7 protein-coding genes are annotated in these 17,432 nt (G+C 68.8%); 3 read left to right on the top strand and 4 right to left on the bottom strand.

Annotated features, from left to right (window positions below):
• Positions 1-7: 7 nt before the first annotated feature.
• The 3 genes from holA to A5688_RS15310 form a co-directional block, all read right to left on the bottom strand.
• Positions 8-967 carry a DNA polymerase III subunit delta gene (gene holA, locus A5688_RS15320; protein WP_120312550.1) on the bottom strand — a complete coding sequence of 320 codons (960 nt, stop codon included), beginning with the start codon at positions 965-967 and terminating at the stop codon, positions 8-10.
• A gap of 80 nt (positions 968-1,047) precedes the next feature.
• Positions 1,048-2,544 carry a ComEC/Rec2 family competence protein gene (locus tag A5688_RS15315; protein WP_067908563.1) on the bottom strand — a complete coding sequence of 499 codons (1,497 nt, stop codon included), beginning with the start codon at positions 2,542-2,544 and terminating at the stop codon, positions 1,048-1,050.
• Between the two features lie 50 nt (positions 2,545-2,594).
• Positions 2,595-3,449, bottom strand: a complete 855-nt coding sequence (locus tag A5688_RS15310; protein ID WP_067829882.1) for a ComEA family DNA-binding protein — start codon at positions 3,447-3,449, stop codon at positions 2,595-2,597.
• Between the two features lie 198 nt (positions 3,450-3,647).
• On the opposite strand from A5688_RS15310, the gene A5688_RS15305 reads away from it, so the two are divergent.
• From A5688_RS15305 to A5688_RS15295, 3 genes are read left to right on the top strand one after another with little or no spacing between them, the layout of a single operon-like run.
• Complete coding sequence (locus A5688_RS15305) at positions 3,648-4,808, top strand: acyl-CoA dehydrogenase family protein (RefSeq protein WP_067829879.1); 1,161 nt, start codon at positions 3,648-3,650, stop codon at positions 4,806-4,808.
• Positions 4,809-4,815: 7 nt separating this feature from the next.
• Positions 4,816-5,922: an acyl-CoA dehydrogenase family protein gene (locus A5688_RS15300; RefSeq protein ID WP_067908567.1), complete on the top strand. Its 1,107-nt coding sequence runs from the start codon at positions 4,816-4,818 to the stop codon at positions 5,920-5,922.
• A gap of 3 nt (positions 5,923-5,925) precedes the next feature.
• The gene (locus A5688_RS15295; protein ID WP_067908569.1) at positions 5,926-6,360 is read left to right on the top strand and encodes a PPOX class F420-dependent oxidoreductase; all 435 of its coding nucleotides are present in this window, start codon (positions 5,926-5,928) and stop codon (positions 6,358-6,360) included.
• Position 6,361: 1 nt separating this feature from the next.
• Here A5688_RS15295 and A5688_RS15290 read toward each other — a convergent pair whose 3' ends face one another.
• Complete coding sequence (locus tag A5688_RS15290; protein WP_067908572.1) at positions 6,362-17,353, bottom strand: type I polyketide synthase; 10,992 nt, start codon at positions 17,351-17,353, stop codon at positions 6,362-6,364.
• Between the last annotated feature and the right edge of the window lie 79 nt (positions 17,354-17,432).

Raw genomic sequence — 17,432 nt, 5'->3', positions numbered from 1 at the left:
CGCCGCTCTAGTGGCTGCGCTGGGCCGCTAGCTCGGCAACCTGTCTGACCGCGGATTCCAGGGCGTAGTCGGCGTCCACCACCGCTCCTTTGACGTTCGCGTTGAGCGCGGCCACCACCCTCATCGCCGACGCCACCGAGTCACGCGACCAACGCCGGGCCTGCTTCTGGGCCTTCTGCACCCGCCAGGGCGGCATCCCGAGCTGTGACGCCAGCCGGTAGGGATCGCCCGACAGCGGCCCGACCCGGCCGATCGTGTGGATCGCTTCGGCCAGCGCATCCGCCAACACCACCCGCGGCTCCCCCCGCATCATCGCCCACCGCAACGCCTCGGCGGCTCCTTCGATGTCTCCGGCCACCGCCTTGTCCGCGATGTCGAAGCCCTTCACCTCGGCTCTGCCGCTGTGATAGCGACGCACCGCGGCGGCGTCGACCACCCCGCCGGTGTCGGCGACCAACTGGGAGCAGGCGGAAGCCAACTCCCGCAGATCGGAACCCACCGAGTCCAGCATCGCGGTCACCGTCTCCTCGTCAGCCTTGACCCGCAGGCCGCGAAACTCCTTGCGGACGAAATCGACGCGCTCGCTGAGCTTGGTGATCCGAGCGCATGTATGCACCACGGCGCCGAGGGACTGCAGCTCGGTGGCCAGCGCCTTGGCCCGGCCGCCGCCCGAGTGCACCACGACCAGCACCACACCCGTCGGCATGTCGCTCGCGGCCGAGACAATCACTGCGGCAGCGTCTTTGCCCGCTTCGCCGGCGGCCTCCAGCACGACGATGCGCTCGTCGGCGAACAGTGACGGACTCAGCAGCTCGGCGAGCTCGTAGGTACTGACGTCGCCGGCCCGCATCCGGTTGACCGGAACGTCTGCGTTCTTCGAGGCGCCGGCCTTATTCCGCGCCGACCGCAGCACCTCGGCCACGGCCCGCTCGACCAACAGTTCCTCGTCTCCCAGGACCAGGTGCAACGGCGAAAGCTCGCTCACCCCACGATGGTGTCACGACCCACCGACCACGCCGACCGGGGATCCAACAGCCGACGAACCGCCTATCCCAACCCGGACAGCGCCCAGGCCACCCCGGCCAGCGCCGCCACCCCCGCCCCGACGCGGAAGGGTCGCCACCGCCACAGCACCACCGCCAGCACCGTGACACCGCCGACGATCACCGTGCCGGGCATACCGTCCGGGACCGGCAGGGTGGCGCCGGGCATGGTGGCCGCCCAGTGGGCGATGCCGTCCACCCACCACAACTCCGGGCCGGTGAACCGGATCAGCAGCCGCGCGGCGGCAGGCCATATCGCGCAGAGCGCGGCCGCCGCGGTGCCCAGCACCGTGATTGGCGCGATGACGGCGGCCACGACGAGATTCGCGAGAGCGGCGACCACGCTGAATCGGCCGGAGATCGCCGCAACCAGAGGCGCGGTCACCGCCTGCGCGGCCCAGGCGACGGCCAGCGCGTCGGCCAGCGGCTTAGGCCACCCCTTACCCACCAGGCGCCGCGACCAGACCGGCGCGATGACGATCAGCGCGGCGGTGGCCACCACCGACAGCGCGAACCCCACGTCGACGGCCAGCGCGGGGGCGACGGCCAGCAACACCAGCACGGTGGCGGCGAGCGCCGGAATGGCTTGCCGCCGACGCGAAAACAGCATTCCCGCCAGCGCGATGGCGCCCATCACCGCCGCCCGCACCACGCTTGCCGTCGGCTGCACGACGATGACGAAGGCCACCAGCGCCAGTGCGGCGAGCACGACGGCCGCGCGGGGACCGATCAGTCGGGCCGAAAACAGCACGGCGGCACACACGATCGTGACGTTGGCACCGGATACGGCCATCAGGTGTGTCATGCCGGCCGCACGAAAGTCGCGGCTGGTTTCGCTCGGCACCGCCGAGGTATCACCGAGCACCAGCGCGGGCAGCAGCACGGCCTGCTCGCCGGGCAGCGTGTCGCGCACGGCGGCCGCGAATCGGCCGCGGACGCCCTGCGCGGCCCGCTGCACGGCGCCCGCGGTACCCGCGGTCGGCGGGCCCGACGCGTTGAGCACCGCGACGGTCAGGTCGCGACGGGTGGGACGGGTGATCCGCGCGGTGAATTGCACCGGCTGCCCCACCAGCACGGCGCCGAAGTCCGAGGCCCGCGCGAAAACGACGACCCGGCCCGATATTTCCGCCGCCCGCAGGCGCTGCAGGGTGGCCCGAAACATCAACCGGCCGCTGCCCAGCGACACCGGGCTCTCGCTGGGGGTGACCGTGACCGGAGCGCTCGATCCGAAGGTGGCGGTGATCGGGTGGTGACCGACCGCATCGGTGCGCAGCGCAACGGCGAAGCCGTATCCCGCCCCGACCACACCGATCGCTGCGAGGCCGGCGCTGAACGCCAGCAGCCGCGCATCCCGGTCGGGCCGGCGTACCGCGCGCCACGCCAGTGCACCGGACGCGGCGATCAACGCGACGCAGCACCAGGCGAGGATCCGGCCGGACGACCACCAGATCCCCCCGGCCGTCACCGCCCAACACGTCAACGCGGCCGGCACCAGCCGCACATCGACGCGCCCGGATGGCGCACCGCCCGGCCCGGGATGAACCACCGGGGTCAGACACGGACCAGGGCGCGCAGCTTCTCCAACCGCGCCGGGCCGATGCCCTCGACATCGGCGAGCTGGTCGACGCTGGTGAATCTCCCGTTTTCCTGCCGCCACGCCACGATCGCGGCGGCGGTCACCGGCCCCACGCCGGGCAGGGCGTCGAGTTCCTGAACGGTCGCGGTGTTCAGGTCGACCGCCTGGCCGGGCTTCGGCTTGACCGACCCCGACCCCGGTGGCGGCGCCTTCGACGTCGGTGCCGTTGCGGTGGCCACCGAGCTGCCCAGCGCCGCCGGCTGTCCCGGAACGGGAGCGAGCCCGACCACGATCTGTTCTCCGTCATCGACCGGACGGGCCATGTTCAGTCCTATGGTGTCCGCGCCGTTCACCGCACCGCCGGCGGCCTGCAGCGCATCGGCGATGCGCGCGCCCGGGGCCAGGGTCACCAGGCCGGGGGTGTGCACCAGACCGACCACACTGACCACCAGCGGGCGGTCGGGGGTCGGCGGCGCGGCACCCGGACTCCCCGACGATCTGGGGCCGGCCGTCGACGCCTTCTCCACCGGTGGCAGCTTGGCCGACATCACCGGCGCCGGCCGGTCGCGCAGCAACGTGAACACCGTGACCAGCACCGCCAGCGCGGCCACGATCGCCAGCCCGATGGCGCCGGCGCGTCCGGGGTCGGCGCGCACCCTGGCCACCCAACCCCGGTCCTGCGACGCGTCGGGAAGCCACCGCGGCAGCAGCGAATTCTGGTCGTCGTCGGGGGATTCCTCCGTCGAGGCCGAGCCGGCGTCCTCGGGCCCGGTCTCCGGTTCTGCGTTGAGCCGTCGCTGCAGGCGCTCCGCTGGAAGTTCTGTTCGCATGGGCCGACGGTAGGTCCGCGCCGCCAGAACGGCACCGCTCAACGGGGCCGCCGGGCCGATCTGTGGATTAACCCGAGGCTGTGCACGGGCCGCCCGAGGGATGGGTCAAGATGGAAGTCGAGCGAACGACCACCATCGCCGGAAACAGCTCTCGGCGGCGGGTCGCCACGGTCACCGGAGAAACGACAGGAGGCTGCCATGCAACTGGCGCTCACGCCCGAGGAAGCCGCGTTCCGCGACGAACTTCGCAGCATCTACACGACCAAGATTCCGGAGGAGATGCGCGAGCGGGTGCGCCGCGGCTCGGCGGAAGTGAACCACGAGGACATCGTCGCCAGCCACAAGATCCTGCACGAGCACGGCCTGGCGGTACCGAACTGGCCGGTCGAGTGGGGCGGCAAGGACTGGACGCCGACCCAGCATCAGATCTGGGCCGACGAGATGCAGCTGGCCTGCGTCCCGGAGCCGCTGAACTTCAACACGAAGATGGTGGGCCCGGTGATCGCCGAATTCGGTTCGGAGGAGGTAAAAAAGCGCTTCCTGCCCCCGACGGCCAGCCTCGACATCTGGTGGTGCCAGGGGTTCTCCGAGCCCGAGGCGGGGTCGGACCTGGCGTCGCTGCGCACCACCGCGGTCCGCGACGGCGACGACTACGTCGTCAACGGCCAGAAGACCTGGACCACGCTGGGCCAGTACGCGGACTGGATTTTCTGCCTGGTCCGCACCGACCCGCAGGCACCCAAGCGGCAGGCCGGCATCTCGTTCCTGCTGTTCGAGATGAAGACGCCGGGCGTCACCCTGCGGCCCATCAAGACGATCGACGGCGGCCACGAGATCAACGAGGTCTTCTTCGAAGACGTCCGGGTGCCCGCCAATCAGCTTGTCGGAGAAGAGAATCAGGGCTGGACGTACGCGAAATTCCTGCTCGGCAACGAGCGCACCGGCATCGCCGGGGTGGGGCGGACCAAGGTGCGCCTCGCCGAGGTGAAGAAACACGCCGCGGCCACCGGGGTGCTGAACGACCCGCTGTTCGCGGCGCGGCTGGCCGAGGCCGAAAACGAGCTGCTGGCACTGGAACTCACGCAGTCGCGAGTGGTCACCGACTCCGCCGACGGGCAGCCCAACCCGGCGTCGTCGGTGCTCAAGCTGCGCGGCAGCCAGCTGCAGCAGGCCGCCACCGAACTGCTCGTCGAGGTCGCCGGGCCGGATGCGCTGCCGGCCGACGGCGAAGACATCGCATCGCCGTCGTGGGCGCAACACTCTGCCCCGCACTACCTCAACTACCGCAAGACGTCGATCTACGGCGGTAGCAGCGAGGTGCAGCGCAACATCATCGCGTCGACGATTCTGGGATTGTGAGGCAGTCATGGACTTTCAGCTGAGCGACGAGCAGGCCTTGCTCCGCGACACCACCCGCGATTTGTTGTCGCGAAGCTATGACCCGGAGAGCCGCAACAAGGTCATCGGCTCCGATCTCGGCTGGAGCCGCGAGGTCTGGAACCAGCTCGCCGACACGGGAATCCTCGGTCTGGGTTTCGAGCCGGAGGAGTCCGGCCAGATCGAGATCATGGTGGTGCTCAACGAGATCGGACGTCGGCTGGCCCCCGAACCGGTGCTGCACGCCGCGCTGGGGCCCGGCGCGCTGATCGCGGAGCTGGGCAGCGCGGAACAGAAGCAACTGCTCGACGAGGTCGCGGGCGGACAACGGCTGCTGGCGTTCGCCCACCTCGAGCCGGGTCAGCGTGACCCATCCGCCGAGGTGGGCACCAAGGCTGCGCAGCAAGGTGATTCGTGGTCACTGAGCGGCCGGAAGAACCCGGTGCTCGCCGGGGACTGCGCCGACACCTTGGTGGTCAGCGCCGCCCTGCCCAGCGGCGGCACCGGTTTGTTCCTGGTCGATGCGGCATCGGTGACACGGCACCCGTACCGGACGTTCGACGGACAGCGCGGCGCCCAGATCGACCTGGACTCCACACCCGCCGAGCCACTGGGCGAGGCGGTCGACGCGTCGGGCGCCATCCGCGGCGCCATCGTGCGCATCCAGTCGGCGTTGTGCGCCGAGGCGCTGGGCGCGATGGAGGAATCGCTGCGCCTGACCACCGATTACCTCAAGACACGCAAGCAGTTTGGCGTCACGCTCAACAAATTCCAGGCGCTCACGCAGCGCGCCGCCGACATGTACGTGTCGCTGGAATTGGCGCGCAGCATGACGCTGTACGCGGCCATGTCGATCGCCGACGGCAACATCGACCCGGTGATCGCATCACGGGCCAAGCTGCAGATCGGCCGGTCGGGCCGGCACATCGCGCAGGAGTCGGTCCAAATGCACGGCGGGATCGGCGTGACCGCGGAATACCCCGTCAGCCACTACGCCGCCCGGCTCACCGCCATCGAACACACGCTGGGCACCTCGGGTGAGCACCTGCACAACCTGATCGACCACCTCGGCGACTACGACCTGGCCCGCCTCTAAGGCATGGCCGAATTATCCGACGGGGTTGTCGAATTCCTGTCAGCCGGCACCCGCACCGGGATGCTGGGGTACGTCGCCGCGGATGGCAGACCGCTGGTCGCCCCGGTGTGGTTCGTCGTCGACTTCGGACCAGACGGTGCGCAGTTGGCGTTCAACACCGGGCGCGACACGTCGAAAGGTCGTGCCCTGGCGCGTGATTCGCGGGTCGTGATCTGTGTGGACGACCCGCACCCGCCCTACTCGTTCGTGCAGGTACAGGGTGTCGCGACGGTGACGGAGGACCCGCACGACGTGCTGGACATCGCGACCCGCACGGGCGGTCGGTACATGGGCGCCGAGCGCGCCGAGGAGTTCGGTCGCCGCAACTCCGCCCCCGGCGAACTGGTGGTGCGGGTCCGCCCGACCAAGGTCGTCACCGGATTCGACATCAGCGCCTGAATCAGCTCGACTCCGGCGCCACAACCGATTCCGCCTCTGCCGACTCCGCGTCCGCGTCGGGCAGCTGGCCCACGAGGTATTCGGCGAGCCCGCCGATGGTCGGATAGTCGAACACCGCCGTCGCGTTGATCGTGAACGCGCCGCCGAACTGACTGTGCAGCCGGTTGCGAAGCTCGATCGCCATCAGCGAATCCGTACCCAGGTCCAGGAATCGACTGCTCGCGGCGGGCGGTTGCGCCAGTCGCAGGAAGTTCTGCACTTCGCGCTGCAGGAATTCCGTCACGAAACCGGCGCGCTGCGGCACCGGAATCTCCTGCAGCTGCTTGAGCAACTCACTGTCGCCGGTCACCTCTCCCACGGCGCTCGGCAGCACCAGGTCGAGGATCGGTGGCCGCGAGCTGCCCAGCACCTTGGCCGCACGCTGCCAGTTCGCCTTGATGACGGTGGCCTGGCCGGTGCCGTTGGCGACGACCTCGGCGAGGGCCGCCAGCGCCGCCGAAGGTTCCAGCGGAATCAGGCCCTGCGCAGCGATATTGGCGGTGGCGGCCTCCGAGGAGGCCATGCCGCCCTGGGCCCACGGACCGAAGTTGACTCCCGTGGCGGGCAGACCTTGCGCCCGTCGCCGCGCGACCAGACCGTCGAGCAGCGCGTTGGCCGTCGCATAGTTGGACTGCCCGGGTGAACCGAACAGGCTGGACACCGAGGAGGACACGATGAAGAAGTCCAGCTCGTCGTCTTTCGTCAACCTGTCCAGGTGGCAGGCACCAAACGCCTTGGGCGCCAGAGTTGTTCGGAACCGCTCCGGATTCTGTTGTGACAGCAGAGCGTCGTCGAGCACGCCCGCCAGATGTGCCACACCGGCCAGCGGGGGCAGCTCCGCGCGGATTCGCTCCAACAGCCGCGCAACCTCGGCCTGGACGCCCACGTCGGCGGCGAAGACGTGAATGCGCGTCTTGTAGCGTTCGGCGATGTCCTCGATCACGCGTTGAGCGTCCGCGTCGGGTGCGCGCCGGCTGGTCAGCACGATGTCACCGGCGCCGAGTTGCGCCAGATACGACGCCGTGTGCAGCCCGATGGCGCCGAGGCCGCCGGTGATCAGGTAGCTCCGATCGGCCCGCGGCTGAAGCGGATTCGGCATCTGCACCACGATCTTTCCGATGTGGCGCGCCTGCTGCATGCGGCGGAACGCGGCCCGGGCCTCGGTCAGCGGGTAGATCTCGGCGGGCAGCGGTGTCCACTCGCCGTTGGCCAACCCTTCTGACACCTCGGTCAGCAGACCCCGAATGCGTTCGGGCTCTTGGAAGGTCACCGTGTCCAGTGCCACGATCTCGTAGGCGATGTCGGGACGGGCCTCCGCCATCTGCTCGGGCGTCCAGATGTCGCGTTTGGCGATCTCGGCGAAGCGGCCGTTCTGGGCGGTGGCCCGCACGGTCGCCTCGAGGAATCCCTCACTGGTCAGGCTGTTGAGCACCACATCGACGCCCGCACCGTCGGTATCGGCCAGGATTTGGTCGGCGAAATCCGTTGTGCGCGAGTCGTACACGTACTCGACACCCAGCTTGCGCAGCGTCGCGCGTTTGAAGGTGCTCGCCGTGGCGAAGACCGTGGCACCGCACTGCTGTGCCATCTGGATCGCCGCCAGGCCGACACCGCCGCTGGCGGCGTGGATGAGCACCCGCTCGCCGGGCTTCAGCTGCGCCCAGTCGAACGCGAGCCGAACCGTCAACGCCGCGGCGGGAATCGTTGCCGCGTCGACCGCACTCACGCGAGGGGGGATCGGCGCCAGGAGCTGGGCAGGCACGTTGAACCGGCTGGAGAACGCGCCCTGCATGAAGCCGTAGACCCGCTGGCCCACCTCGACTCCGGTGACACTCTCACCCAATTGGGTGACCACGCCGGCGAAGTCGCCACCGATCGGTCCGGGGTCGCCAGGGTAGAGGTCGAGGACGTTGAGCACATCGCGGAAGTTGAGGCCCGCGGCCTCCACCCGCACCTGCACGTAGCCCTGGTCCGGTGCCGGCACGTCGACTTCGGTCAGCCGCAGGTTGTCGATCGCGCCGCGTTCGGTGGGCGCCAACGCGTAGTCACCTGTGCGCGGCACCGTGAGATGACCGCTACGCGCCCATGGCAACAACCGGGAGGCCAACAGCTTTCCTTGCCGCACCGCGAGTTCCGGTTCGTCGACCGGGGTGGCCAACAGGTCGGCCAGCGCCTGCACGGCCTCCGGCGACCCGTCGCAATCGACCAACTTGGCCCGCAGCGCGGGTTCCTCGTTGATCGTGGTGCGCCCGAATCCCCACAGCGCCGCCTGCACCGGATCGACCGGCTCGCCGGATTCGCATGCCACGGCCCGCTCGGTGACGATCCACAATCCGCCGGGCAGTTTCACCTCGCCGCCCTGCGCCGCGTGCACGGCGCCGAGCAGATTGGCGATCTCCGCCTCGAGCCGCGCGGCGACATCGGCGCTCGACTCATCGCCGTTCGGTCCGCTGCTGTGCCAGACGACACCCGAGAACGGCAGCCCGCACTCCGCCGCCTCGCCGAGCAACTGCCCCAAGGGCTCCGAACCGACCGCCCGGTCGAACGAGATGGCGCCCGGCACCTTGGCGGCCAGTTCGTCGAATCCGGCGATCAGCCAGGTGCCGCTGACCTGTCCGGCCTCGTCTCCCGAGGGCGGCGGCGGCACCTCGTGCCAGCCGAGCGTGTAGAGCAGCCGGGTGGCGTCACCACCCAGGCCGCGCAGCAGTGCCTCGCGGGGTGCGCGCTTGACCGTGAACTCGCGGATGCCACCCAGCTGATGGCCGTCCCGATCGACGAAATCGAGGTCGAAGACCTGGGTTTCGCTGTTGAGTTCACTGTTGTGCCACTTTGCGCGGCAGTAGAACCGCCGCGGCATCTTCTCGCGCAGGGTCACCTGCCCGTAGCGCAACGGCAAGAACAGGTCGTTGACGCCCTGCTCGGCCGCCAGCAGTGCCGGGAACGCGGGGAAGGCGACACCGGTGCACAGGTCCATCAGCACCGGGTGCATCGGCTCGCTGCCGAGTTGTTCGGCAAGTTCCTCGCCGACCAGGATGTCGCCGATCGCCTCGCCCTCGCCGAGCCACACCGACTTCAGCGAACCGGACCAGGTCGGCCCCCAGGCCAGTTCCAAATCGGCGAAGGTCTCGAACAACTCCTGTGGCCGCATGCGGTTCAGTCGCTCGATCGCTTCGTCGACCGGAACCGCCTCCGCGGACACCGGTTCGGCGTCGACGCCCGGCACGACGGTGCCCTCGGCATTCAACGACCATTCGGCGTCGCGCTCACCGTACGGCCGGCTGTGCACCTGGAAGGTGGACTCTCGGCCGTCCTGCGACGGATGCAAGGTCAGCTGCACCTCGCGAGAACTCTTCTCGGGCAGGATGATCGGTTCGTAGAAGAAGACGTCCCTCGCCCGTGCCGGAGTACCGACTGCGGCCAACGCCATTGCCGCGTACGTCGCCCCGGGGACGACGACGGTGCCGTAGATGACGTGATCGGACAACCACGGCTGCGATTTGACGGACAGCCTGCTCGTGTAGACGGAGTCGCCCGAGGCGAGGTCTTTACCGTTGCCGAGGATTCCCGATACCGCCGGACCGACCCCTCCCTCCATGGCGATACCAGACGTCTTGGGCCAGAAGCGGCGGCGCTGGAACGGATAGGTGGGCAGTTCAATGGTGCGGCGTGGCTGACCCTGCAGCGCAACGAAATCGGGGCGATGGCCACCGACGTAGGCCGCTGCCAGCGCGTCGGCGATCTGGCGCCGATCGCCGACGCCCTTCCGCAGCGAGACGATCGCCCGCGGAGCGGCCAGGTGCTCCGGCCAGACCTGCACCGCGGCGCCGGTCAGTACCGGCTGCGGCCCGATCTCCATCAGCACCGTGCAGCCCAGCGCCGCCACCGTGCGCACACTTTCGGCGAACTGCACCGGCTGTCGGGAGTGCCGCCGCCAGTACTGAGCGTCGAGTGGTGTCTGCGCCGTGAGCACGGCCCCGGTGCGGTTGCAGACCAGCGGCATCGTGGGGGCGGCAAACTGCATTTGCGCGGCGTACGACTCGAATTCGTCGAGCACCGGATCCAGCAGTTCCGAGTGGAAGGCGTGGCTGGTTTGCAGCCAGGTGCAGCGGATCGCCTCGTCACCGAACCTTGCGACGATCTGCTCCAGATCCTCACCCGGACCCGACAGCACGGTGTTGGGCCCGTTATAGGCGCCGACCGACACTCGCGGAAATTCGCCGGCAACCGCCTCGACATGCTTGGCGTCGGCGAACACCGCCACCATCCGCCCACCCTCGGGCAGGCTGCCGAACATCCGGCCGCGCTCGGCCATCAGCCGGGCGCCGTCCTCGAGGCTGAACACACCGGCCACACACGCCGCCGCATATTGGCCCACACTGTGCCCCAGCACCACATCGGGTTCGATCCCCCACGACTGCCACAGGCGGGCCAGTCCCATCTCGACGGCGAAAAGTGCCGGCTGCGCATACGACGTGTGCCGCAGCCTTTCTCCGGCTTCGCCACCGGTTTCGCGATCGGTGGCGAACAACACCTCCAGCAACGGAAGCGGGAGTATGTCACCGACCGCGTCCGCACACCGTGTCACCGTATCGGCGAAAACCGGTTCGGTGTCGAACAATTCACGTGCCATCCCCGGGTACTGGCTGCCCTGGCCGGTGAACAACCATGCCGTCGTCGGGTGGTGGGTGTGCTCACCACGAACGACACCGGGCCGCAGGCGGTTCTCGGCCAATTCGGCCAGGGCCTCGCGGGCACCCTCGACCGAATCCACGACCAGCGCGGCCCGATGTTCGAAGTGCGAACGACCCGTCCCGGCGGTGCGGCATACCTCGGCGAGGTCCACATCCGGGTGGGCGCTGAGCCAGGCCTCATACCGTTTCGTCAACGCCGCCAGCGCTTCCGGTGACCGCGCGGACAGCGCCAGCACCCAGGCCTGTTCAGGCCGGGCCCCCGGCGCCGACTCTGTCGCGACGTCGCCGCGGTGTCCGTCGGCGGATGCGGCTCGCGCCGGCGCCTCCTCGACCAGCACATGCGCGTTCGTGCCGGTGAATCCGAAGGAGCTCACGCCGGCGCGCCGAGGCCTGCCGTTGGCATGCCACGGCCTCGCCTGGTCCACCACCCGCACCGGCAGCGAATCCCATGGGATGTGCGGTGACGGCTCCTCGAAGTGCAGGCTCGGCGGCAGCACCTCGTGCTGCAGCGACAACACGACCTTGATCAAACCCGCTGCGCCCGAGGCCGATTCGGTGTGTCCGATGTTGGTCTTCACCGACCCCATCAGCAACGGCCGGTCGGCGTCGCGCTTCGCGCCGTAGGCGGCCGCGGCCGCCTGCACCTCGATCGGGTCACCCAGCGGGGTGCCCGTCCCGTGCGCCTCGAGGTAGTCGACGTCCGCGCCGGCCAGACCGGCGCGAGCCAGCGCCGTCCCGATCAGGCGTTGCTGCGCACCACCATTGGGCACGGTCAACCCACTGGATGCCCCGTCCTGGTTGACCGCGCTGCTGGGAATGACCGCGCAGATCCGATCGCCGTCGCGCTCGGCATCGCTGAGCCGCTTGAGCACCAGAACCCCGCAGCCCTCACTGCGCACGTAACCGTCGGCGGAGGCGTCAAAGGTCTTGCAGCGCCCCACCGGGGAAAGCATTCTCGCGCGCGAGGCCGCGATGACCGTCACCGGGCTCAGCAACACGTTCACGCCGCCGGCCAGCGCCATGTCGCAGTCACCGGAGTGCAACGCCTGGCACGCCTGGTGCACGGCCACCAACGCCGAGCTGCATGCCGTGTCGATCGCCACCGCCGGCCCTTCGAGGCCCAGCGCGAAGGCAACCCGACCGGAAATCGCGTTGAGCGCATTGCCGGTGATGAAGTGCGGTTCGATCTTGTCGACCGACTCCGACGACAGCAGGTGCGCGTACTCGTTGGCCGCCACACCGACGAAGACCCCGGTTCTGCTGCCACGCAATGCCCCCGGCGAATACCCGGCGCGTTCCAGACCTTCCCAGACCGTTTCGAGCATGAGCCGTTGCTGGGGCTCGATCCAAACCGCCTCGCGGGGTGAGATGCCGAAGAACTCGGGATCGAATCCGTCTATCCCCTCGAGGAATCCGCCGAACCGCGTGTAGGTCTTGCCCGGAGCGTCCGGGTCGGCGTCGTAGAACTCGTCGATGTCGAATCGGTCCTCCGGGACCTCCCGGATCGCGTCGACACCGCCGGACAGCAGGTCCCAGAACGCTTCCGGGTCGGGCGCGCCGGGGAAACGGCACGACACCGCAACGATCGCGATCGGTTCGTCCGTGCGCGTCGGCATCGAGGCGGGCTGAGCCGCCGCCGCAGCCGACGCCTCGCTGAGCCCGAGCACGTCACCGAGCAGGTAGTCGGCCACGTCGGACAGCCGGGGGTGATCCATCACCAGGGTGACCGGTATCTCCCTGCCCACGCCGTGCTCGATGCGGCGGCGCATTTCCACGGCCATCAGCGAATCCATGCCGAGGTCGAAGAACCCGGCATTCTCCCGAACCTCGGCGACATCGACCCGCGTCACCTCCGCCACCGCGTCGCGCAGGTAATCGGTCAGCAGCTTCTTTCGTTGCTGCACTGGGGCGTTCGTGAGCCGCTCTACCAGCGGGGTTTTCCCTGAGGGCGTCATGGCCGGCACCGCACCGGGCACCTCGTGCTCCAACCCGGTCAGGAATGCCCGCCTGCCGGCTTGCTCGTAGAGCGGCAGGAAGCGGCCCCAGTCGATTCTGGCCACGACGCCCTGCGGCACATCCGAGGACACGACGTCCGCCAGTCCCGCCAGCGCCTCGGCCGGTGCCAGCGTCCGCACCCCGCGCTGCTCCAGTCGCGCACGGGATTCCGCGTCGGCCATGCCCGTTGACCAGGGGCCGAAGTTGACGCTGGTCCCGAGGACGCCTCGCTCGCGCAGCCGCCAGGCCAGCCCATCGAGGAATGCGTTGGCGGCGCTGTAGGCGGTCTGGCCGAATCCGCCCCACACCGATGCGATCGAGGAGGTGCTGATGAAGAAGTCGAGCTGCAAGTCGGCCGAGGCCTCACTCAAATGCCAAGCACCCCAGACCTTCCCGGCGAATACCCGGTCCACTTCGGCGTCGTCCAGCTGGTTCAGCGGTGTCGTGCCGATCTCGCCGGCAGCGTGAACGATGCCGGCCAGCGGTGGGAGTTGGGCCCGCACGCCTGCCAACAGGCGAGCGACGTCGTGCGCATCGGCGACATCGGCGGTGACAACCCGGACGTCGCAGCCATGCTCTGCGGCCAGCGCGTCGATGCGCTGTTGCGCGGCTTCGTCCGGCGCGCGACGGCTGGTCAGCACCAAAGTCCCGGCACCGTGCGCGGCCAGGTACCCGGCGATTTCCAATCCGATCGATCCCAGCCCACCGGTCACCAGATACGTTGCATCAGGACGCAATTCGATCGGCGTAGCGGTGGGGGGCCGGTCCGGCCGAACCAGCCGGGGCACATAGATCGCGTAATCACGAAGCGCGACTTGATCTTCCCGCGAAGCCGCATCGTACGGGGTGGTGATCCGAGAAATCAACTGAATCCACTCGTCGGTACTGCAGTCCGACAAATCGGCCAGGCCGCCCCACACCTGCGGATGCTCCAGTGACGCGGCGCGCCCGAAGCCCCACAGGGAGCTCTGGTCGGGCGCCACGGTGTCCGCTCCGGTGACTCGCTGCGCGCCGCGGGTCACCATCCAGATGGGGGTGCGCAGGTCAACGGCGACCGCGGCGCGGAACAGTCGCCGCGTTCCAGCCAGAGTTTGGTGTTGCATCCGCAGCAGCGACTGCATCGACGGCGCGGCTTCGGCCTGTACCGCCGCGACGTGCACGATACGCAGCGTCGGCTCCTCGGACATCGCGGCACGCAACGCGGCGACGAGTTGTTCCTCGTCGGCGTCCGACATCGGTAACCCGACGAACCGATGCTGTTGTCCGCGCGCGGTGAGCGCGTCGACCAACGGCTGAAGCGCGGGGCAATCGGCACCCAGGAGAAGCCATGTGGATCCCTCAGCTGCCTCGGCACTGCCGAGCGGTGTCGGGGACTTCTCCCAGCGGATCTCGTAGCGGTCCTCCGCGATGGATTGGGTCCTGCGTTCTTGGTTGTGTTGCGCCGCAAGCTTGGTCAGCACATCCAGGACCTGGTGATCGCCGCTGCCGCCGTCGAGCAGCGCCGCAAGTTCCTCGATTCGGCCGTCTTCGAGAAGGCGGACGGCCTGCGTGCGCGGTCCGCCGGCGTGCAGGTCGGCGCGCTCGCGATCGTCTCGGAACCAATACTGGCGGCGCTCGAACGGATAGGTGGGCAGGTCGAGTTTTTGCGCCTGGCCCTGCCGCAACGCGGCGAATTCGGGGAGGTGGCCCAAGACATAGGCGTCGGCGAGGGCTTCGATGACCTGTCGGTGGTCAGCGGTGTTTCGGCGCAGCGACGCGATGGCCCGCGGTGCGGTGGGCGGGTCGGGCCATGCGCCGAGGGCCGCGGCGGTGAGCACGGGCCGCGGACCGATCTCGAGCAACAGTTTGCAGTTCAGCTCGGCGAGTGTGCGCACGCTCTTGGCGAACTCCACAGGTTGGCGCGCGTGCCGGCGCCAGTAGGCGCCATCGAGTTTCACGCTCCTGCCGAGCGCGGCACCGGTACGGTTGTCGATCAGGATTCGTTGTGGCGTACCGAATTTGAAACGTTCGGCCGTCGATTCGAATTCGTCCAGAATCGGGTCCAGGAGCGTCGAATGGAACGCGTGGCTGGTGTCCAGCCAGTCACATCGAACGCCGTCGGCCGTCAGCACGGCCACCGCCTTCTCCAGATCCCCTGCGGGTCCGGACAATACGGTGTTGGCGCCGTTGTAGGCGGCGACGGACAGACTGGGGAACTCGTCGGTCAGCCGCTCGGCCCGATCCGCGGCCGTGAACACCGCGGCCATTCGGCCTCCGGCGGGCAAACTGCCGAACAGGCGGCCCCGTTCGGCCATCAGCAGCGCGCCATCCTCGAGGCTGAATACGCCCGCGACGCACGCCGCCGAATACTGGCCCACGCTGTGACCCAGCACCACGTCCGGCTCGAAGCCCCACGACTGCCAGAGCCGGGCCAGGCCCAGTTCCACCGCGAACAAGGCGGGCTGTGCGTAGGAGGTCTGCTGCAGCGTCGCTTCGCCGTCCGGGCTGTCCACATCGAAAATTACGTCCAGCAACGGCTTTTCGAGAACATCAGCGACCGCGGCGGCGCAACGCTTCAGCGTTTCGGCAAACACCGGCTCGGTGTCGAACAACTCGCGGGCCATGCCGGGGTATTGGCTGCCTTGACCGGTGAACAGCCACGCCGTCTTCGGTGCGTCATGGGATTCCCCGCGGAACAAACCGGGCGCCGGGCGCTCTTCCGCAAGCGCATCGAGTAGCTCGAGCGCAGATTCTCTCGAATTGACCACCAAAGCGGCGCGCTGCTCCAGGTGTGCTCGCCCCGCACCGGCGGTGAAGCACACGTCCGCCAGGGTGGCTTCCGGGTGCGCGACCAACCAGCTGCGGTAGTCGGCCGCGAGCCGTGCCAACGCGGCGGGCGTCCGCGCCGAGAGCGGAAGGATGCTGAACCGAGGGTCCGCGGGATGCTCGACCGGAACCGGCGCCGGTTGCTTGGGCGCCTCGGAAAGAATGACGTGAGCGTTCGTGCCGGCGAATCCGAATGAGCTGATTCCCGCAATGCGCGGCTCACCGTTGCGTTTCCAGACGGTGGGCTCCTCGACCACCTGCACCGCAAGGCGGTCCCAGGGAATGTGGGGCGACGGGTTCTGAAAGTGAAGGTGCTGCGGCAGCAGTTCGTTCTCGAGCGCCAGGATTACCTTGATCACCCCGGCGATGCCCGCGGCTGCTTCCAGGTGTCCGATGTTCGTCTTCACCGAGCCCATCAGCAGCGGCCGGTCGGGTTCGCGTCCCGCGCCGAGCACCTCACCCGCGGCCTGGGCTTCGATGGGGTCACCCAGCGACGTCCCGGTGCCGTGCGCCTCCAGGTACCCGACGTCACGGGGTTGCAGGTCGGCGCGCTTCAGCGCATCGGCGATAACCCGTTGCTGGGCAACGCCGTTCGGCACCGTCAACCCACCCGAAGCACCGTCCTGGTTGATCGCGCTGCCGCGGATCACGGCGCGAATGCGATCACCGTCGCGGATCGCGTCCTCGAGGCGCTTGATCACGATGACACCGCAGCCCTCGCCGCGCACATAGCCATCCGCCGCGGCATCGAATGTCTTGCACCGGCCGTCGGGTGCGAGCATGTGCGCGCTGGAGAACGTGATCATGGTCGCCGGGGTGAGCAGGACGTTCGCCCCGCCGGCCAGGGCGAGGTCGCATTCGCCGAGACGCAGCGCCTGGCACGCCTGATGGATGGCCACCAGCGACGAGCTGCATGCCGTGTCCACGGCGACCGCGGGGCCCTGCAGGCCCAATCGATAGCTGATCCGGCCCGCCGCGGCGGCGTTGGACGTCCCGATGGCCATGTAGGCCTCGATTTCGGGGTAGGTCAGCTCGTCGGACACCATTCCCAGGTAGTCGTGGGTCGCCAGACCGACGAAGACACCGGTGTTGCTGTTCGCCAGATCCGTTGGCGCAGTGCCTGAATGCTCGACCGCGCGCCATGCCGTTTCGAGCAGAATCCGGTGCTGCGGGTCCATCAACCTGACCTCGCGCGTCGACATGCCGAAGAACGGGGCGTCGAATCCCGTTACGTCGTCGACGAAACCGGCACGGCGGGTGACGACCTTGCCGGGCGCACCCGGTTCCGGGTCGAAGAATTCGTCGACGTTCCAGCGATCCTGCGGCACTTCGGATATGACATCCCGGCCGTCTCGCAACACGTCCCAGAACTCATCCGCATCAGCGGCTCCAGGAAACCGCGCCGCATAGCCGACGATCGCAAAACCCGACGCCGACTCGCCCAGACCCACGACAGATGTCATGCGCTTGTCCTCCTTGCCCGATCAAGGTTCGATCCGACGCGAGGCCGGTTGCGCTTCTACAAGCATGTCCGCAGGCCAG

The organism is Mycobacterium mantenii, from assembly GCF_001667865.1.
Lineage (GTDB): Bacteria > Actinomycetota > Actinomycetes > Mycobacteriales > Mycobacteriaceae > Mycobacterium > Mycobacterium mantenii_A.
This window is presented reverse-complemented; position numbering and strand designations above follow the sequence as displayed.

Bases quoted from the DNA above. Each gene is read 5' to 3' on its own strand.
- A5688_RS15305 (WP_067829879.1), top strand. From the start codon at position 3,648: ATGCAACTGGCGCTCACGCCCGAGGAAGCCGCGTTCCGCGACGAACTT.
- A5688_RS15295 (WP_067908569.1), top strand. From the start codon at position 5,926: ATGGCCGAATTATCCGACGGGGTTGTCGAATTCCTGTCAGCCGGCACC.
- A5688_RS15300 (WP_067908567.1), top strand. From the start codon at position 4,816: ATGGACTTTCAGCTGAGCGACGAGCAGGCCTTGCTCCGCGACACCACC.
- A5688_RS15310 (WP_067829882.1), bottom strand. From the start codon at position 3,449: ATGCGAACAGAACTTCCAGCGGAGCGCCTGCAGCGACGGCTCAACGCA.
- A5688_RS15290 (WP_067908572.1), bottom strand. From the start codon at position 17,353: ATGACATCTGTCGTGGGTCTGGGCGAGTCGGCGTCGGGTTTTGCGATC.